This is a genomic window from Ancylobacter novellus DSM 506, assembly GCF_000092925.1.
In the GTDB taxonomy this organism is placed as follows: Bacteria; Pseudomonadota; Alphaproteobacteria; order Rhizobiales; family Xanthobacteraceae; genus Ancylobacter; species Ancylobacter novellus.
Window position 1 is genome coordinate 1,937,148 of sequence record NC_014217.1, and the last position, 17,202, is coordinate 1,954,349.

18 protein-coding genes and 1 tRNA gene are annotated in these 17,202 nt (G+C 66.6%); 1 reads left to right on the forward strand and 18 read right to left on the reverse strand.

The window, feature by feature from the left end; all coding sequences use genetic code 11:
* Nucleotides 1-29 precede the first annotated feature (29 nt).
* The 16 genes from SNOV_RS09260 to SNOV_RS09335 all read right to left on the reverse strand — a co-directional run bounded on the left by SNOV_RS09260 (nt 30) and on the right by SNOV_RS09335 (nt 14,350).
* Nucleotides 30-1,544 (reverse strand): NADH-quinone oxidoreductase subunit M, encoded by a 1,515-nt coding sequence (locus SNOV_RS09260; RefSeq protein WP_013166658.1) that lies wholly within the window; start codon nt 1,542-1,544, stop codon nt 30-32.
* Nucleotides 1,544-3,472 (reverse strand): NADH-quinone oxidoreductase subunit L, encoded by a 1,929-nt coding sequence (gene nuoL, locus SNOV_RS09265; protein ID WP_013166659.1) that lies wholly within the window; start codon nt 3,470-3,472, stop codon nt 1,544-1,546. Before nuoL ends, SNOV_RS09260 begins: the two co-directional genes overlap by 1 nt.
* Before the next feature lie 10 nt (nt 3,473-3,482).
* Nucleotides 3,483-3,791: an NADH-quinone oxidoreductase subunit NuoK gene (gene nuoK / locus SNOV_RS09270; RefSeq protein WP_013166660.1), complete on the reverse strand. Its 309-nt coding sequence runs from the start codon at nt 3,789-3,791 to the stop codon at nt 3,483-3,485.
* A gap of 2 nt (nt 3,792-3,793) precedes the next feature.
* Nucleotides 3,794-4,399: an NADH-quinone oxidoreductase subunit J gene (locus SNOV_RS09275; protein ID WP_013166661.1), complete on the reverse strand. Its 606-nt coding sequence runs from the start codon at nt 4,397-4,399 to the stop codon at nt 3,794-3,796.
* A gap of 88 nt (nt 4,400-4,487) precedes the next feature.
* A complete protein-coding gene (gene nuoI / locus SNOV_RS09280) occupies nt 4,488-4,976 on the reverse strand; it encodes an NADH-quinone oxidoreductase subunit NuoI (protein WP_013166662.1) in 489 nt (162 codons plus the stop codon).
* A 10-nt stretch (nt 4,977-4,986) separates the two neighbouring features.
* On the reverse strand, nt 4,987-5,250 hold the full coding sequence (locus SNOV_RS09285; protein ID WP_013166663.1) for a hypothetical protein: 264 nt from the start codon (nt 5,248-5,250) through the stop codon (nt 4,987-4,989).
* Between the two features lies 1 nt (nt 5,251).
* Complete coding sequence (gene nuoH, locus SNOV_RS09290; protein WP_013166664.1) at nt 5,252-6,274, reverse strand: NADH-quinone oxidoreductase subunit NuoH; 1,023 nt, start codon at nt 6,272-6,274, stop codon at nt 5,252-5,254.
* A gap of 13 nt (nt 6,275-6,287) precedes the next feature.
* Complete coding sequence (gene nuoG, locus SNOV_RS09295) at nt 6,288-8,369, reverse strand: NADH-quinone oxidoreductase subunit NuoG (protein ID WP_013166665.1); 2,082 nt, start codon at nt 8,367-8,369, stop codon at nt 6,288-6,290.
* A 9-nt stretch (nt 8,370-8,378) separates the two neighbouring features.
* Nucleotides 8,379-9,686, reverse strand: coding sequence for an NADH-quinone oxidoreductase subunit NuoF (gene nuoF / locus SNOV_RS09300; protein ID WP_013166666.1), 1,308 nt, complete (start codon nt 9,684-9,686; stop codon nt 8,379-8,381).
* 10 nt (nt 9,687-9,696) lie between these two features.
* Entirely contained in the window at nt 9,697-10,569 is an 873-nt protein-coding gene (gene nuoE / locus SNOV_RS09305; RefSeq protein WP_013166667.1) for an NADH-quinone oxidoreductase subunit NuoE, read from the reverse strand.
* Between the two features lie 36 nt (nt 10,570-10,605).
* The gene (locus SNOV_RS09310) at nt 10,606-11,805 is read right to left on the reverse strand and encodes an NADH-quinone oxidoreductase subunit D (RefSeq protein WP_013166668.1); all 1,200 of its coding nucleotides are present in this window, start codon (nt 11,803-11,805) and stop codon (nt 10,606-10,608) included.
* 15 nt (nt 11,806-11,820) lie between these two features.
* On the reverse strand, nt 11,821-12,435 hold the full coding sequence (locus SNOV_RS09315; protein ID WP_013166669.1) for an NADH-quinone oxidoreductase subunit C: 615 nt from the start codon (nt 12,433-12,435) through the stop codon (nt 11,821-11,823).
* 14 nt (nt 12,436-12,449) lie between these two features.
* Nucleotides 12,450-13,028 (reverse strand): NuoB/complex I 20 kDa subunit family protein, encoded by a 579-nt coding sequence (locus tag SNOV_RS09320; RefSeq protein ID WP_013166670.1) that lies wholly within the window; start codon nt 13,026-13,028, stop codon nt 12,450-12,452.
* Nucleotides 13,019-13,384 carry an NADH-quinone oxidoreductase subunit A gene (locus SNOV_RS09325; RefSeq protein ID WP_013166671.1) on the reverse strand — a complete coding sequence of 122 codons (366 nt, stop codon included), beginning with the start codon at nt 13,382-13,384 and terminating at the stop codon, nt 13,019-13,021. Before SNOV_RS09325 ends, SNOV_RS09320 begins: the two co-directional genes overlap by 10 nt.
* 351 nt (nt 13,385-13,735) lie before the next feature.
* Nucleotides 13,736-14,011: a DUF1488 family protein gene (locus SNOV_RS09330; RefSeq protein ID WP_013166673.1), complete on the reverse strand. Its 276-nt coding sequence runs from the start codon at nt 14,009-14,011 to the stop codon at nt 13,736-13,738.
* A 69-nt stretch (nt 14,012-14,080) separates the two neighbouring features.
* Nucleotides 14,081-14,350: a hypothetical protein gene (locus tag SNOV_RS09335; RefSeq protein WP_244412913.1), complete on the reverse strand. Its 270-nt coding sequence runs from the start codon at nt 14,348-14,350 to the stop codon at nt 14,081-14,083.
* A 369-nt stretch (nt 14,351-14,719) separates the two neighbouring features.
* Here SNOV_RS09335 and SNOV_RS22565 point away from each other — a divergent pair, with 369 nt between their 5' ends.
* On the forward strand, nt 14,720-15,595 hold the full coding sequence (locus SNOV_RS22565) for a methyltransferase domain-containing protein (protein ID WP_210160648.1): 876 nt from the start codon (nt 14,720-14,722) through the stop codon (nt 15,593-15,595).
* A gap of 132 nt (nt 15,596-15,727) precedes the next feature.
* Here the strand turns inward: SNOV_RS22565 and SNOV_RS09345 are convergent.
* Nucleotides 15,728-15,804, reverse strand: a tRNA-Asp gene (locus SNOV_RS09345).
* 129 nt (nt 15,805-15,933) lie between these two features.
* Nucleotides 15,934-17,064, reverse strand: coding sequence for an AI-2E family transporter (locus SNOV_RS09350; RefSeq protein ID WP_013166676.1), 1,131 nt, complete (start codon nt 17,062-17,064; stop codon nt 15,934-15,936).
* Nucleotides 17,065-17,202 lie beyond the last annotated feature (138 nt).

Sequence of the window (17,202 nt, forward strand, 5' to 3'; positions counted from 1 at the left end):
AAGGGGCTCCGCGAAGGTCATGTGTCGGATCATGGCAGCATCAGCGCGGCGGCCTTGACGGCGCCGGCGGCGACGTCGGCGCGCGCGACGATCGCGCCCACCGCCACGTTGCAGGCGTCGAGGATCGGCTGCGGCCAGACGCCGAAGAGGATAGTGAGCAGCAGCAACGGCACGAGCGAGAGCATCTCGCGCCCGCTGAGGTCGGTCAGCCCCTTCAGGCTCTCCTTCTCCAGCGCCCCGAAGATCACCCGGCGGTAGAGCCAGAGCGCATAGGCGGCGGAGAGGATGACGCCGGTGGTGGCGAAGAAGGCGACCCAGGTGTTGCGGCCGAAGGTGGCCAGCAGGGTCAGGAACTCGCCGATGAAGCCCGAGGTGCCCGGCAGGCCGACATTGGCCATGGTGAACACCATGAACACCGTTGCGTAGAGCGGCATGCGGTGGACGATGCCGCCATAGGCCGCGATCTCGCGGGTGTGCATGCGGTCATAGATCACGCCGACGCACAGGAACAGCGCGCCCGACACGAAGCCGTGGCTGACCATCTGGAACACCGCGCCCTGGATACCCTCTTGGGTCAGGGTGAAGATGCCCATAGTCACGTAGCCCATATGAGCGATCGAGGAGTAGGCGATCAGCTTCTTGATGTCCTCCTGCATCAGGGCGACCAGCGAGGTGTAGACGATCGCGATCACCGAGAGCGTGAAGACGAAGGGCGCGAAATAGGCCGACGCCTCCGGGAACATGGGCAGGCTGAAGCGCAGGAAGCCGTAGCCGCCCATCTTCAGCAGGATGCCCGCCAGGATGACCGAGCCGGCGGTCGGCGCCTCGACATGGGCGTCGGGCAGCCAGGTGTGCACCGGCCACATCGGCATCTTCACCGCGAAGGAGGCGAAGAAGGCGATCCACAGCCAGTACTGCATGCGGGACGGGAAGCCGTGCTTGAGCAGCACCGCGATGTCGGTCGTGCCCGCCTGCCAGTACATGGCCATGATGGCGAGCATCATCAGCACCGAGCCGGCGAGCGTGTAGAGGAAGAACTTGAAGGTGGCGTAGATGCGCCGCTTGCCGCCCCAGATGCCGATGATGAGGAACATCGGGATCAGGCCGCCTTCGAAGAAGATGTAGAACTGCAGCAGGTCCAGAGACGCGAAGGTGCCGATCATCAGCGTCTCGAGCACCAGGAAGCAGATCATGTACTCCTTGACGCGCACATGGATCGATTCCCAGCTCGCCAGGATGCACATCGGCATCAGGAGCGTGGTGAGCAGCAGGAAGGGCAGCGAGATGCCGTCGACGCCCATGCGGTAGGCGGCGAAGTCGCCGAGCCAGGCCCGGTGCTCGACGAACTGGAACTCGGTGCCGGCCATGTCGAAGCCGGCCAGCAGCAGCAGCGAGATAACGAAGGTGACGAGCGTCGCCCACAGCGCCACCCAGCGGGCGTTGCGCTGCGCGACCTCGTCGTCGCCGCGGATCATCAGGACGATGAGCAGCGCGCCGACGAGCGGCAGGAAGGTGACGACGGAAAGGATGGGCCAGTCGTACATCAGTGCGCGCCCCCGAACATGAACCAGGTGATGAGGGCCGCGACGCCCACCAGCATCACGAACGCATAGTGGTAGAGATAGCCGGTCTGCAGCCGCACCACCCGGTTGGTGACGTCGATGACGCGGGCGGAGACGCCGTTCGGGCCGTAGCCGTCGATGACGCGCATGTCGCCCTGCTTCCACAGGAAGGTGCCGAGCCACATGGCCGGGCGCACGAACAGGAAGTCGTAGATCTCGTCGAAGTACCACTTGTTGAGCAGGAAGCGGTACAGCACATCGTTCTGCTTCGCGAGCGCCTTCGGCACCGCGGTGTCGGCGATGTACATCCAGTAGGCGACCAGGAAGCCGAGCACCATCATCACCGTCGGCGACCACTTGGCCCAAGCCGGGATGTGGTGGATCTCCTCGAGGATCTTGTTCTCCGTGCCCATGAAGATGGACTCGCGGAAGAAGTGGTCGACGTCGTGCCCGACGAAGTACGGGTAGAAGATCATGCCGGCGAAGACGGCGCCGATGGCCAGCACGCCGAGCGGCACCAGCATGGTGAGCGGCGATTCATGCGCATGCTCGTAGTGATGGTGGTCGTGCGGATGGCCATGGAAGGTCATGAACATCTGCCGCCAGGTGTAGAACGAGGTCAGCGCCGCGGCGGCCACCGTCATGATGAAGGCATAGCTCGACACCGGGCTATGGCTCATGAACGCGCTCTCGATGATCGCGTCCTTGGAGAAATAGCCGGCGGTGAAGGGGAAGCCGGTGAGCGCCAGGCCGCCGATCAGCATGGTGGCGTAGGTGAAGGGGATCTTCCGCCACAGCCCGCCCATGTGCCGCATGTCCTGCTCATGGTGCATCGCGTGGATCACCGAGCCGGCGGCAAGGAACAGCAGCGCCTTGAAGAAGCCGTGCGTGAACAGGTGGAAGATGCCGACCGAATAGGCGCCGGCGCCCAATGCCACGAACATGTAGCCGAGCTGCGAGCAGGTCGAGTAGGCAATGACGCGCTTGATGTCGTTCTGCACGCAGCCGACGGTGGCGGCGAAGATCGCGGTCGAGGCGCCGACGAACATCACCACGTTGAGCGCGGTCTGCGACAGCTCGAACAGCGGCGACAGGCGCGCCACCATGAACACGCCGGCGGTCACCATGGTCGCGGCATGGATGAGCGCGGAGACCGGGGTCGGGCCTTCCATCGCGTCCGGCAGCCAGGTGTGCAGGCCGAGCTGGGCCGACTTGCCCATGGCGCCGACGAACAGCAGCAGGCAGATGACGGTCGGCGCGTGCCACTCATGGCCGAGGAACAGGATGTTCTTGTCCATCAGCGAGGGCGCCGTGGCGAAGACCTGCTCGAAGGCGACCGAGCCGGTCATCAGGAACACGGCGAAGATGCCGAGCGCGAAGCCGAAATCGCCGACGCGGTTGACCACGAAGGCCTTGATCGCCGCGGCGCAGGCCGACGGCTTGTCGTACCAGAAGCCGATCAGCAGATAGGAGGCGAGGCCCACGCCCTCCCAGCCGAAGAACAGCTGGACCAGATTGTCGCTGGTCACCAACATCAGCATGGCGAAGGTGAAGAGCGAGAGATACGCGAAGAAGCGCGGCCGGCTCGGGTCCTCGTGCATGTACCCCATGGAATAGAGGTGCACGAGCGAGGAGACGGTGGTGACGAGCACCAGCATCACCGCGGTCAGCGTGTCGACGCGGATCGCCCAGGTGACGTCGAGGTCGCCCGAGGCCATCCAGGTGAACAGCTCAATCGTGCCTTCCTGCCCGCCGAACGCCGTCTGGAAGAAGACGATCCAGGAGAAGAAGGCGGAGACGAAGAGCAGGCCGGTGGTGACGAGCTCGGAGGCCCGCGCGCCGATCAGCCGGCCGAACAGGCCGGCGACGAGGAAGCCGACGAGAGGGAGGAAGACGATCGCCTGATACATGGGAGCGCGCTCAGCCCTTCATCGTGTTGATGTCCTCGACGGCGATCGAACCGCGGTTGCGGTAGAACACCACGAGGATGGCGAGGCCGATGGCGGCCTCGGCGGCGGCGGCCGTCAGCACGAACAGGGCGAAGACCTGGCCGACGATGTTGCCGAGGAAGACCGAGAAGGCGACGAGGTTGATGTTCACCGCCAGCAGGATGAGCTCGACCGACATCAGGATGACGATCACGTTCTTCCGATTGAGGAAGATGCCGAGCGTGCCGAGCGTGAACAGGATCGCCGCGACGGTCAGGTAGTGCGGAAGACCGATCACCATGCTCAGAGCCCCTTGCCGGACGGCACCTTGACGACGTCGATCGCCATCGCCTTGGTGCGCGCGTTCTGGACCGGGACGCTCTGGCGCTTGACGTTCTCCTTGTGGCGGAGCGTCAGCACGATGGCGCCGATCATGGCGACCAGCAGGATGAGGCCGGCCGCCTGGAAGAAGAAGACGTAGTCGGTGTAGAGCACCCGGCCGATCTGCACCGCGTTCGACGCGCCCGGCGCGGCCGAGGCGACGGCCCCGGTGACGCCCTCGCCGAAGGTCCAGGTGCCTAGCACCAGCACAAGCTCGGCGAGGAAGACGAGGCCGACCAGCACGCCCACCGGCAGGTACTGCAGGAAGCCCTGGCGCAGCTCGACGAAGTCGACGTCGAGCATCATCACCACGAACAGGAACAGCACCGCCACCGCACCGACATAGACGACGACCAGCAGCATGGCGAGGTACTCGGCGCCGATCAGGATGAACAGGCCCGAGGCGTTCACGAAGGTCAGGATCAGGAACAGGACCGAGTGGACCGGGTTGCGCGAGGCGATGACCATGAAGGCCGACGCCACGGCGACGCCGGCGAACAAATAGAAGAACAGCGCGGCGAGGCTCATGCCCGGCACCCCTCAGTCTCGCCCAGGCGCACGGCGCCGGGTGCCTTTGCGGCATTCATCTTCGTCACGTCCCCAACCCCCAGCGCGCTCAACGGTACGGCGCGTCCAGCGCCATGTTGCGCGCGATCTCGCGTTCCCAGCGGTCGCCGTTCGCGAGCAGCTTGGCCTTGTCGTAATAGAGCTCCTCGCGCGTCTCGGTGGCGAACTCGAAGTTCGGCCCCTCGACGATGGCGTCCACCGGGCAGGCTTCCTGGCAGAAGCCGCAGTAGATGCACTTCACCATGTCGATGTCGTAACGCGTGGTGCGGCGGGTGCCGTCGTTGCGGCGCGGGCCGGCCTCGATGGTGATGGCCTGCGCCGGGCAGATGGCCTCGCAGAGCTTGCAGGCGATGCAGCGCTCTTCCCCGTTCGGGTAGCGGCGCAGCGCGTGCTCGCCGCGGAAGCGCGGGCTCACCGGCCCCTTCTCGAAGGGGTAGTTCAGCGTCGCCTTCGGCTTGAAGAAGTAGCGCATCGCCAGGAAGAACGCCGAGACGAACTCGGTGAGCAGCAGCTGACGTGCGGCCAGATCCAACCTCATGTCGCTCTCCTCACTCGGCCATGGCCGCGGCGAGGCCGAAGCCCAGCAGCGGCATCGAGACGGCAAACACCCGGATCACCGTCTTCCACCACGAAACCACGCCATCGAGCTCGGTGGCGCTAAGCTTGCGGCCTTCCTTCGAGCTGCGGATCGACGTCTCGACCATTCCCGGCAGGATGTACCACTCGACGAGGCCGAACAGGCCGCCGGCCAGCGCCCCGATCCAGCCGATGGCCGAGGCTTCGACGAGGGTGGTGATGAGGCTCTGATCCATCTCAGCCTCCAACTCCCGTGAAGTGCAGCACACTCGCCACGATCACCACCATCGCCAGCGAGATCGGCAGGAACACCTTCCAGCCGAGACGCATGAGCTGGTCGTAGCGGTAGCGCGGAACCATGGCCTTCACCATGGCGAACATGAAGAAGACGAACAGGACCTTAAGCAGGAACCAGACGATGCCCGGCACCCAGGTGAAGGGCGCAACCGGAACCGGCGGCAGCCAGCCGCCGAGGAACAGGATGGTGGTAAGCGCACACATGGTCATGATCGCCACGTATTCGCCGAGCATGAACATCATGTAGGGCGTCGAGCCGTATTCCACCATGAAGCCGGCGACGAGTTCGGATTCCGCCTCGCCCAGGTCGAAGGGCGGGCGGTTCGTCTCGGCCAGCGCCGAGACGAAGAAGATCACGAACATCGGGAACAGCGGCAGCCAGTACCAGCCGAGCAGGCCCCACTGGGAGTCCTGCGCCTCGACGATGGCGGAGAGGTTCAGCGAGCCGGCGCAGAGCAGCACGGTGACGATGACGAAGCCGATGGAGACCTCGTAGGACACCATCTGCGCCGCCGCGCGCAGCGCCGAGAGGAACGGGTACTTCGAGTTCGAAGCCCAGCCGCCCATGATCACGCCATACACGCCGAGCGAGGAGATGGCGAAGATGTAGAGCACGCCGACATTGATGTCGGCGACGACCCAGCCCGCATCGAGCGGCACCACCGCCCAGGCGGCGAGCGCCAGCAGGCAGGTGACGAAGGGCGCCAGCAGGAACACGCCCTTGTTCGAGCCGTCCGGGATCACCGGCTCCTTCAGCACGAACTTGAGCAGATCGGCGAAGGACTGGAACAGGCCGAAAGGACCGACCACGTTCGGGCCGCGGCGCAGTTGCACCGCCGCCCAGATCTTGCGGTCGGCGAGCAGCACATAAGCGACGACGATCAGCAGCCCGACGAGCAGGGCAAGGCTCTGCGCGGCGATGATGACGACTTGGAGAAGCGTGTCGAGCCAGGTCTGGTTCATGTGCTCCCTCCCCTCACTCGGCCGCCGCCGCGAGGCGGCTGTGGGCGAGCGCGGAGCATTCGGCCATCACGGCGGAGGCGCGGGCGATCGGGTTGGTGAGGTAGAAATCGGTGACGGCGGCCTTGAACGCCCCGCTCGCCGGATTGCCGCCGCCCGCGCCTGCCAGCGCGATCAGCGCCGCCGGGTCGGCCGGCTCGACATGGTCGAGGCGGGCGAGGTGCGGATGGGCGGCATAGAGCTTCGAGCGCAGCTCGCCGAGGCTGTCGAAGGGCAACTTGTGGCCGATGACGTCGGAGAGCGCACGCAGCACCGCCCAGTCCTCGCGGGCCTCCCCGGGCGGGAAGGCGGCGCGGTTGGCGAGCTGCGCCCGGCCTTCCGTGTTCACATAGGTGCCGGACTTCTCCGTATAGGCCGCGCCCGGCAGGATGACGTCGGCGCGGTGGGCGCCGCGGTCGCCGTGGGTGCCGAGATAGACCACGAAGGCGCCGGGGGCGATGTCGATCTCGTCCGCGCCGAGCGCGAAGAGGACGTCGACGCCGCCCGGATTGGTCATGGCCACCGCGTCGAGGCCGCCCTCGCCCGGCACCGCGCCGATGTCGAGCGCGCCCACGCGGGAGGCTGCGTTGTGCAGCACCGAGAAGCCGTTCCAGCCGTCCTTGACCGCACCGACGGAGACCGCGAGGCGGGTGGCGAGCGCCAGCACCGCCGCGCCGTCGGGGCGGGCGAGCGCGCCCTGCCCGATCAGGATCAGCGGGCGCTGGGCGTTCTTCAGCGTGTCGGCGAAGGTGCCGCTGCCGACGAGGTCGACCAGCGTGTCCGAGCCGGCGCCGAGATAGTCATAGGGGTAGGTCAGGTCGACATGCTCGCCGATCAGGCCGATCGGGAAATTACCCTGCAGCCAGCGCTTGCGGATGCGGGCGTTGAGCACGCTCGCTTCCAGGCGCGGGTTGGAGCCGATGATCAGCAGCGCGTCCGCCTGCTCGATGCCGGCGATGGAGCTGTTGAACAAATAGCTCGCACGGCCGAGCGAGGGGTCGAGCTTCGCCCCGTCCTGCCGGCAGTCGATATTGGCCGAGCCGAGGGAGGCGAGCAGCGTCTTGAGCGCGAAGGCTTCCTCGACCGAGGCGACGTCGCCGATCAGCCCGCCGATGCGGTTGCCCGGCACGCCCTTCACCTTGGCGGCGATGGCGGCGAAGGCCTCCGGCCAACTCGCCGACTTCAGCTTGCCGCCGACGCGCACATAGGGCCGGTCGAGGCGCTGGGTCTTCAGCCCGTCCCAGATATAGCGGGCCTTGTCGGAGATCCACTCCTCGTTCACGTCCTCGTTGAGACGCGGGAGGACGCGCATGACCTCGCGGCCGCGGGTGTCGACGCGGATGTTGGAGCCGACCGCGTCCATCACGTCGACGGATTCGGTCTTCACCAGCTCCCACGGGCGGGCGTGGTAGGCATAGGGGCGCTGGGTGAGCGCGCCGACCGGGCAGAGGTCGGCGACGTTGCCCTGCAGTTCGGAAGAGAGCGCCGCCTCGAGATAGGTGGTGATCTCCATGTCCTCGCCGCGGCCGATGGCGCCGAGCTCGGCGACGCCGGCGACTTCGGTGGTGAAGCGCACGCAGCGGGTGCACTGGATGCACCGCGTCATGGAGGTCTTGATCAGCGGGCCGATATACTTGTCCTCGACCGCGCGCTTGTTCTCGGCATAGCGGGACGTGTCCACGCCATAGGCCATGGCCTGGTCCTGCAGGTCGCACTCGCCGCCCTGGTCGCAGATCGGGCAGTCGAGCGGGTGGTTGATGAGCAGGAACTCCATCACCCCTTCGCGCGCCTTCTTCACCATGGGGCTCTTGGTGAGCACCACGGGCGGCTCGCCATTCGGGCCAGGGCGCAGGTCGCGCACGTTCATGGCGCAGCTCGCGGTCGGCTTGGGCGGACCGCCCTTCACCTCGACCAGGCACATGCGGCAATTGCCGGCGATCGACAGGCGCTCGTGGAAGCAGAAGCGCGGGATCTCCGCGCCGGCCGCCTCGCAGGCCTGCAGCAGCGTGTATTCCGCGGGAACATCAAGCTCGATGTCGTCGACGATGATCTTGGCCATGATGTTCTCTCACTCCGCCGCGACAGGCACCGGGACGGGGTCGGAATGCGGGTTCGCCGCATATTGGTCGATCCGCCGCTCGATCTCGCCGCGGAAGTGCCGGATCAGGCCCTGCACCGGCCAGGCCGCCGCGTCGCCGAGGGCGCAGATGGTGTGACCCTCGACCTGCGTCGTGACCTGAAGCAGCAGGTCGATCTCGCGCTTCTGCGCGCGGCCGGCGACCATGCGGTCGAGCACCCGCCACATCCAGCCCGTGCCCTCACGGCAGGGGGTGCACTGGCCGCAGCTCTCGTGCCGGAAGAAGTAGGAGATGCGGGCGATGGCTTTGACCACATCCGTGGTCTTGTCCATCACCAGCACGCCGGCTGTGCCGAAGCTCGACTTCACGGCGCGGCAGCCGTCGAAGTCCATGATCAGGTCGTCGCACTGGTCGGCGGGGATGATCGGGCAGGAGGCGCCGCCGGGGATGATGGCGAGCAGGTTATCCCAGCCGCCGCGCACGCCGCCACCATGCTTCTCGATCAGCTCCTTGAACGGGATGCCCATCGCCTCTTCGACGATGCAGGGCGTGTTCACATGGCCGGAGATGCCGAACAGCTTGGTGCCGACATTGTTCGCGCGGCCGATGCCGGCGAACCACGCCGCCCCGCGGCGCAGGATGGTCGGCGCCACCGCGATGGATTCGACGTTGTTGACCGTGGTGGGGCAGCCATAGAGGCCGACATTGGCCGGGAAAGGCGGCTTCAGGCGCGGCTGGCCCTTCTTGCCCTCCAGGCTCTCCAGCAGCGCGGTCTCCTCGCCGCAGATATAGGCGCCGGCGCCGTGGTGGACATAGATGTCGAAGTCCCAGCCATGGACGTTGTTCTTGCCGATCAGGCCCGCCTCATAGGCCTGGTCCACCGCCGCTTGCAGGTGCTCGCGCTCGACGATGAACTCGCCGCGCACATAGATGTAGGCGGCGTGTGCGCCCATGGCGAAGCCGGCGATTAGGCAGCCTTCGACCAGATGGTGCGGGTCGTGGCGCAGGATCTCGCGATCCTTGCAGGTGCCCGGCTCGGATTCGTCGGCGTTGACGACGAGGTAGTGCGGGCGCCCGTCATTGTTCTTGGGCATGAACGACCACTTGAGGCCGGTCGGGAAGCCGGCGCCGCCGCGCCCGCGCAGGCCCGAGGCCTTCATGTGCTCGATGATGAAGTCGCGGCCGGCGTCGAGCAGCAGCTTGGTGCCGTCCCACGAGCCGCGCTTGCGCGCGCCGTCCAGCCCCCAGTCGTGGTGGCCGTAGATGTTGGTGAAGATGCGATCCTTGTCGGCAAGCATGGTTCGCTCCTCAATCCGCCTTCTTCTCGCCACCCGGAGGCGGCGCGACCGGCTTCGCGGGCTTCTCGCTGTCGGCATTGCCGGCCGCTTCCACGGCCTTGGCCGGCGGCGGCGCGGCGGGAGCCGGGTCGCTCTTGGGCGGAGGCGGCGGAGCCGCAGCGGCAGCCGCCGGCGGCGGGGCGGCTGGGGTCGCCTCGGCATTGGCGCGGGCGGCGATCGCCTCGCGGGCCAACGCGAGGCCGGCGCCCTGCCCGACCATCGAGCCGTCGAACAGTTCCGGCGAGGTCAGCACGCGAAGGCCCGTGACCGGCTCGGAACTATGGCGCGCGATCTGCGGGCCGGCATCCGGCTTCTCGCCACGCTCGAAAGCGTCGAGAATCCGCTCGAGGTCCGCAGGCGTGAGGTCCTCGTAGACGTCCTTCCACACCTGGATCATCGGCGCGTTCACGCAGGTGCCGGCGCATTCCACCTCTTCCCAGGAGAAGTCGCCGTTCTCCGACAGGTGGAACTGCTCCTCGTGGATGCGGTGCTTGCACACGTCCATCAGCTCGCCGGCGCCGCGCAGCATGCAGGGCGTGGTGCCGCATACCTGGATGTGCGCCTTCTTGCCGACCGGGTTCAGCTGGAACTGCGTGTAGAAGGTCGCGATCTCGTAGACGCGGATGGGCGCCATGCCGAGCATGTCGCCGACATAGCGCATCGCCGGCTCGGACACCCAGCCGCCCGCCTGCTCCTGCGCACGCATGAGCAACGGGATCACCGCGCTGGCCTGCCGGCCCGCCGGATATTTCGCGATGGTCTTCTGCGCCCAGTCGAGGTTCTCGTCCGTGAACGCAAAGTTCTCGGGCTGAACCTCTCTTGGCGCAAGCCTACGGACAGACATGCCGTACCCTTCCGATCGAACCGCCGGCCTCCCGGCTCAGCGGTCCACTTCTCCGAACACGATGTCCAGCGATCCGAGGATCGCCGAGACGTCCGCGAGCATGTAGCCGCGGCAAAGGAAATCCATCGCCTGAAGATGCGCGAAGCCCGGTGCGCGGATCTTGCAGCGATAGGGTTTGTTGGTGCCGTCGGCGACGAGATAGACGCCGAACTCGCCCTTGGGCGCTTCCACCGCGGCGTAGACCTCGCCGGCGGGAACGTGGAAGCCTTCCGTATAGAGCTTGAAGTGGTGGATGAGCGCTTCCATCGAGCGCTTCATCTCGCCGCGCTTGGGCGGCACGATCTTGTTGTCGACGGCCGAGACGGGACCGGATTCCTTCAGGAGGCGGTCGCAGCACTGGCGCATGATCTTCGCCGACTGCCGCATCTCCTCCATGCGGATGCAGTACCGATCGTAATTGTCGCAGTTCTTGCCGATCGGGATGTCGAATTCGAGCTCGTCATAGCACTCGTAGGGCTGCGACTTGCGCAGGTCCCACGCCGCGCCCGAGCCGCGCACCATCACGCCGGAGAAGCCCCAGGCGAAGGCGTCTTCGAGCGAAACGATGCCGATGTCGACATTGCGCTGCTTGAAGATGCGGTTGTCGGTGAGCAGGCCTTCGAGGTCGTCCATGAACGGCCCGAAAGTGTCGCACCAGGCGGCGATGTCCTCGATCAGCGCGCGCGGCAGGTCCTGGTGGACGCCGCCCGGCCGGAAATACGCGGCGTGCATGCGCGAGCCGGAGGCGCGCTCATAGAACACCATGAGCTTCTCACGTTCCTCGAAGCCCCACAGCGGCGGCGTGAGCGCGCCGACGTCGAGCGCCTGCGTGGTCACGTTGAGCATGTGGGAGAGGATGCGGCCGATCTCGGAATAGAGCACGCGGATGAGCTGGCCGCGCTTGGGCACCTCGATGTCGAGCAGGCGCTCGATGCCGAGGCAGAAGGCGTGCTCCTGGTTCATCGGCGCGACATAGTCGAGCCGGTCGAAATAGGGCACGGCCTGGAGATAGGTCTTGGCCTCGATCAGCTTCTCGGTGCCGCGGTGGAGCAAGCCGATATGCGGATCGACGCGCTCGACGATTTCGCCGTCGAGCTCGAGGATCAGACGCAAAACGCCATGCGCCGCAGGGTGTTGCGGGCCGAAGTTGATCTGGAAGTTGCGGACGTTGGGATCGACCTTGGCGGGGATGTTCATCTTCTCGTCCTCGCCTCAGCCCGCCTTCGGGCCGGTGGCCTTCTCGTCGCCCGGGAGCACGTATTCCGGCCCCTCCCACGGCGACAGGAAGTCGAAGTTGCGGAACTCCTGCGCGAGCTTCACCGGCTCGTAGACCACGCGCTTGCGCTCGTCGTCGTAGCGCACCTCGACGAAGCCCGTGGTCGGGAAGTCCTTGCGCAGCGGATAGCCGTCGAAGCCGTAGTCGGTCAGGATCCGGCGCAGCTCGGGATGGCCCGAGAACATGATGCCGTACATGTCGAACGCCTCGCGTTCGAACCAGAAGGCGCCCGGGAAGACCGCGGTGGCGGAAGCGACCGGCGTGGTCTCGTCGGTCTCGACCTTCACGCGGATGCGCGCGTTCAGCGTCGGCGACAGCAGGTGGTAGACGACGTCGAAGCGCTTCTCGCGCTTCGGCCAGTCGACGCCGCAGACGTCGATGAAGCTGACGAACTTGCAGGACGGGTCGTCGCGCAGGAAGGTGAGCAGGCCGGTCACCTTCGCGGCGTCGGCGATCAAAGTGAGCTCGCCATAGGCGACCACCACCTCCTCGACGACATCCGGCAGGGCTTCCTTCACATGCGCGCCCAGCTCAGTCAGCGTCTCGTCCATTTCGCTTCGAACCCTCAGCGCTCGATCGTGCCGGTGCGGCGGATTTTCTTCTGCAGCAGCAGCACGCCGTACAGCAGGGCCTCCGCCGTGGGCGGGCAGCCGGGAATGTAGATGTCGACCGGCACGATGCGGTCGCAGCCGCGCACGACCGAATAGGAATAGTGGTAGTAGCCGCCGCCATTGGCGCAGCTGCCCATGGAGATGACGTAACGCGGCTCCGGCATCTGGTCGTAGACCTTGCGCAGGGCCGGGGCCATCTTGTTGGTCAGCGTGCCGGCGACGATCATGACGTCAGACTGGCGCGGCGACGCGCGCGGCGCGAAGCCGAAGCGCTCCACGTCGTAGCGCGGCATCGAGGTCTGCATCATCTCGACCGCGCAGCAGGCGAGGCCGAAGGTCATCCACATCAGCGAGCCGGTGCGGGCCCAGTTGATGAGCTCGTCGGTCGCGGTGACGAGGAAGCCCTTGTCGGCCAGCTCGGCATTCACCTCGACGAAGAACGGATCGGTGGTACCGACCGGCTTGCCGGTGTTCGGATCGATGATGCCGCGGGCCGCGGGGGCAACCAGCGGGCTATTCGCGCTCAATCCCATTCGAGCGCTCCCTTCTTCCACTCATAGACGAAGCCGACGGTCAGCACGGCGAGGAACACCATCATCGACCAGAAGCCGAAGCCGCCGAGCTCCCGGAAGGTAATCGCCCACGGAAACAGGAATGCGACTTCGAGATCGAAAATGATGAAGAGGATGGAGACCAGGTAGAAGCGGACGTCGAACTTCATGCGCGCGTCGTCGAACGCATTGAAGCCGCATTCATAGGCCGACATCTTCTCCGGATCGGGCCGGCTGAAGGCGACCAGGAACGGCGCGACGAGGAGAGCCAGGCCGATCACCGCCGAGATGCCGATAAAAATGACGACGGGCAGATAATCCTGCAGCAGGCTGCTCATGGATGGGATCCTCCCGTGCCAGCATACGTCATCGATCGTGCTATCGCAGTTGCGAAATATTCAAAGCACGCGGGCAGGCTTATCGCACCACCCTAGCCGAGGCAAGGGCATCTGAAGCCATTCAGGCATGTCTGGCATACAGAATTCACAGAGTGCAAGCGAGCCCTGCCCTTTCGGGAGCACGGAGCCCCGGCGCGACCCGAAATAGAGGCAATTGGCGGTATTTGGCGCATATTTTTTGGCGCCCCCGGCATCGACGAAAACGACCGCACGGGGCAGCCGGACGCCCCTGCGCGAGCGGATCATATTACCTCCGCTTGCAAGAACCCGGCCCGGTGCGGCGGTACGCCACTAGGCGTCCGGCGTCTTGAGGACGTCCTCGGCATCGAGCGCCACGGGTCCCTGCCCCGCGCCGAGCTTGCGCAGCGCTGCCGCCTCGATGCGGGAGCGGTACTGCTCGAAGCGGGCGAGCCGCTCGGCGCGGTCGGCGGCGGGGCGATTCTCCAGCCGGTCGAGCGCGTCCCAGCTCACCAGGCAATCGACGAGGTCGTGATCGCCCCGGAAGCGGAAGCGGACGGCCCGGCGCTCCAGCAGGTCGTCCGGCGGCATGGCGGAATGGTGCAGCATCGGCGCCTCCTTCTCTTCCGACAACGATCGGGAGCGAGGGAGGTTCAACCCGCCAACGTCGGGCGAGCCTCAGCGGCTGTCGTCCATGCGATCGCGGCAGTAGTAGCCGACGAGGCACTGGCTCTGGTCGGCCGTGCGAATCCAACGCGGCGTGGCGCTGTGCTCCGCGTCGCAATAGCCGGGGCCGGAGACCAGGCGCTGGAAGTCGCTTCCGGTGGCCATCACCACCTGCCCGCGCTCCTGCACCAGCGCGCTGGCGGCAGCGCAGGTCATGTCGAGGGAATTCGGCATGTCCTGCGCCAGGGCGGGCATGGCCGCCAGCACAAGTGGGAGGGACAACAGAGCCGTTCGCATGATCGCCTCGCCATCGCAGAGGGGCCGCGGCCCCGTTGACGGCGCGAAACTACGCCAGATCAGGCAGGGCCGCGAGATGGCGCAGGCGGCCGGCGCGAACAAAAGATCGGGATGTCAGGTGAAGCGGCAGACGCGTCGCGGCGCCGGACTCGATGTGCTGAAGCATCACTCCCCGACCGGCCCGGCGATCGCGCGGCATTTGCTGGCCGTGCCACGGACCACGCACTACAATCACACCAGTCCCGCTCGCAGGGTCCATCGACGGTTGGATGACGGTCGCCGATGCGGCAGGATCGCCTGCCGTTGCCGTGCCGCACGGAACCATCCTTGGTCTTGCACCTCGCCCCTGGAGGGATGATGCATCGAACTGCCTATGAGCATGGACGCCAGTTCTTCGAACTATATTGGCGGCCGGAGTTTTCGCAGATCATCGAGCTGGGCAGCCAGGATGTGAACGGCACGCTCCGCGACCATTGCCCGGCGGGAGCGACCTATGTCGGGATCGATATGGAGCCGGGAAAGGGCGTCGATCTCGTGGTCGGCGCCGGGGAGCCTTTGCCGATTGAGGCGGGCAGCGTCGACGTCGCGGTCACGAGCTCGGCCTTCGAGCACGACGTGTGCTTCTGGGAGACCTTCCTGGAGCTGGTCCGGGTGCTGAAGCCGGGCGGTCTGCTCTACGTCAACGCACCCGGCAACCACGCATTCCACCGCTATCCGGTCGACTGCTGGCGCTTCTATCCCGACGCCGGCCACGCCCTGGCCCTGTGGGCCACGCGGCGCGGCATGGAGGTCGAGCTGGTGGAATCCTTCGTCGCCGCCCCCGCGGCCGAGGGATGGGCCGATTTCATCGCGGTGTTCCGCAAGGCCGGCGGCCCGCCGCTGCAGCGCAAGGGACGTATCGCCGACCAGACGATGGCGGCGAACATCCACGACATCGCGCTCGCCGATCCGATGGCCGTGGAGAAGGAGAGCGGAGCCACATGGGACATGTTGGCAAACGCGGAGCTGGCTGAACGGCTGGAGCGAAGCAAGGCGGCTCTTGCATCTGCCGGCTCCGAGGTGGCAGAGATCAGAGCCGCTATCGACGCACTCGATCAGCGGGTCATCGAGATGGATACCGCACGGGCTCGGGCGGAAGGCGAGTTGGCGCGAGCAAACGGCGAGCTTGCCCAAATCAAGGGGAGCACCGCCTGGCGGGTTCTCGCGCCGGTCCTGCGATGGTTCGGCTAGCGGGGATCGCTGCAGGTTTTGTCCCGACCGTGCTCGGCACACGAGAGAACAAACGGCAGCCAAAAGTGTCACGGCGCCGGCCGGAAAAGTGTCGCGGATTTTGTAGAAGTCGACGCAAGTCATTGCGATGAATGGCGGGAGTGACGGGGCTCGAACCCGCGACCTCCGGCGTGACAGGCCGGCGCTCTAACCAACTGAGCTACACCCCCAACGACGGGCCGCAGCGGGCCGCGCGTCGAGTGCGGCGGGTGTTAAGGCAGCCCCCGCCGGGTGTCAAGCATGTCCAGCCGGCTTTCCAAGGCTTAACTCGCCAAGGCATAACTCACCAGGGCCCGACCTCAGCCAGGGAGCTGTGGACGCCGCTTGATGAGCAGCGCGTCGGCAAGCGCCATCGCCGCGATCAGCAGCGGCACGGAGAGGAAGGTGCCCGCCGGTCCCCACAGCCAGGTCCAGAACGCCATGGACAGGAAGACCGCGAAAGGATTGAGCGCCACCCGCCGGCCGATGATGAGCGGGGTGAGGAACTGGCCCTCTATGCTGGTGATCATCAGGAAGAACGCCGCCGGCAGCATTGCCTCGAGGATTCCGGGAAAGGTGACGATGCCGGCGACCGCCAGGATCAGCGTCATCACCGCCGGCCCGACATAGGGAACATAGTTCAGCACGCCGGCCGCCGCGCCCCAGAGCGGCGGGTTGGGCAGGCCGAGAGCCCAGGTCATCAGCGCGGTGGCGAGGCCGAGGCCGATATTGATGAAGGTCGCGGTGACGAGATAGGCGCCGAGACGGTCCTCGATCTCGCGGAACACGCGCAGCGCCGTCAGCCGCGCCGAGCGCGGCCCCATCACCTGCACCACGCGCCGCTTGATCTGCACCCGCCCCGCCAGGAAGAACAGCAGCGAGCCGATGAACAGGATGAACTCGCCGATCACCGGGGTCACCAGCGTCACCATGCTCTCCAGCATGCGCGAATTGGCGATCTCCACCGCCATGGGCGGCTCGGCGACGCGGCCAATGGACTGGATCGATTCGATCAGCGAGATGACGGTCTGCAGGCTCGGCTTGAGGGCGGCGAAGCGCTCCTGCAGGATGGCGCCGACTTCCGGCGCCCGGCCCATCCAGTCGGCCACCGGCCCCGCCAGCGCCACGGCCGCGCCGTAGAGCCCGGCGATGAGGCCCGCCACGATCAATAGCGAGGCGAGCGCGGTAGGCACGCCGCGCTTCGCCAGCCCCTCGATGGCGGGGCCGATGACGCTGCCGATGATGACCGCCGCGACGATCGGTATCAGCACCGCGCGAGCGACGAACATGGCGGCGGCGAGGGCGATGACGGCGGTGGCGATGATGGCGATCTGGGTGACGCGCTGCCACTGCCGGTCGCTGCGGTGCTCGGCCGGATCGATGCGGGCCGACCTCGGCTCGTCCGCCACCCGCTCCACCGTCTGGCCCGCCGTGCCCCGCCACATGTCCATGTCTATTGCCTCGCCCCGCCGCCATATCGCGTGAGGTGAGAACGTGCGCCGTCCACCGCGGTTCCCGGGCGCGCGGGCGGCTTCCATTGCATCGCGGCCGATTGGCGCTTATTCACGCACGGGCGTGGCCCTGACCGG

Excerpts from the sequence above, each read along its gene's own strand:
- nuoH (WP_013166664.1), bottom strand. The coding sequence starts at position 6,274 with ATGAACCAGACCTGGCTCGACACGCTTCTCCAAGTCGTCATCATCGCC.
- SNOV_RS09310 (WP_013166668.1), bottom strand. The coding sequence starts at position 11,805 with ATGAACATCCCCGCCAAGGTCGATCCCAACGTCCGCAACTTCCAGATC.
- nuoK (WP_013166660.1), bottom strand. The coding sequence starts at position 3,791 with ATGGTGATCGGTCTTCCGCACTACCTGACCGTCGCGGCGATCCTGTTC.
- nuoG (WP_013166665.1), bottom strand. The coding sequence starts at position 8,369 with ATGGCCAAGATCATCGTCGACGACATCGAGCTTGATGTTCCCGCGGAA.
- SNOV_RS09330 (WP_013166673.1), bottom strand. The coding sequence starts at position 14,011 with ATGCTGCACCATTCCGCCATGCCGCCGGACGACCTGCTGGAGCGCCGG.
- SNOV_RS09320 (WP_013166670.1), bottom strand. The coding sequence starts at position 13,028 with ATGGGATTGAGCGCGAATAGCCCGCTGGTTGCCCCCGCGGCCCGCGGC.
- nuoF (WP_013166666.1), bottom strand. The coding sequence starts at position 9,686 with ATGCTTGCCGACAAGGATCGCATCTTCACCAACATCTACGGCCACCAC.
- nuoL (WP_013166659.1), bottom strand. The coding sequence starts at position 3,472 with ATGTATCAGGCGATCGTCTTCCTCCCTCTCGTCGGCTTCCTCGTCGCC.
- nuoE (WP_013166667.1), bottom strand. The coding sequence starts at position 10,569 with ATGTCTGTCCGTAGGCTTGCGCCAAGAGAGGTTCAGCCCGAGAACTTT.
- SNOV_RS09350 (WP_013166676.1), bottom strand. The coding sequence starts at position 17,064 with ATGGACATGTGGCGGGGCACGGCGGGCCAGACGGTGGAGCGGGTGGCG.
- nuoI (WP_013166662.1), bottom strand. The coding sequence starts at position 4,976 with ATGAGGTTGGATCTGGCCGCACGTCAGCTGCTGCTCACCGAGTTCGTC.
- SNOV_RS09315 (WP_013166669.1), bottom strand. The coding sequence starts at position 12,435 with ATGGACGAGACGCTGACTGAGCTGGGCGCGCATGTGAAGGAAGCCCTG.
- SNOV_RS09325 (WP_013166671.1), bottom strand. The coding sequence starts at position 13,384 with ATGAGCAGCCTGCTGCAGGATTATCTGCCCGTCGTCATTTTTATCGGC.
- SNOV_RS09285 (WP_013166663.1), bottom strand. The coding sequence starts at position 5,250 with ATGGATCAGAGCCTCATCACCACCCTCGTCGAAGCCTCGGCCATCGGC.
- SNOV_RS22565 (WP_210160648.1), top strand. The coding sequence starts at position 14,720 with ATGATGCATCGAACTGCCTATGAGCATGGACGCCAGTTCTTCGAACTA.
- SNOV_RS09260 (WP_013166658.1), bottom strand. The coding sequence starts at position 1,544 with ATGTACGACTGGCCCATCCTTTCCGTCGTCACCTTCCTGCCGCTCGTC.
- SNOV_RS09275 (WP_013166661.1), bottom strand. The coding sequence starts at position 4,399 with ATGAGCCTCGCCGCGCTGTTCTTCTATTTGTTCGCCGGCGTCGCCGTG.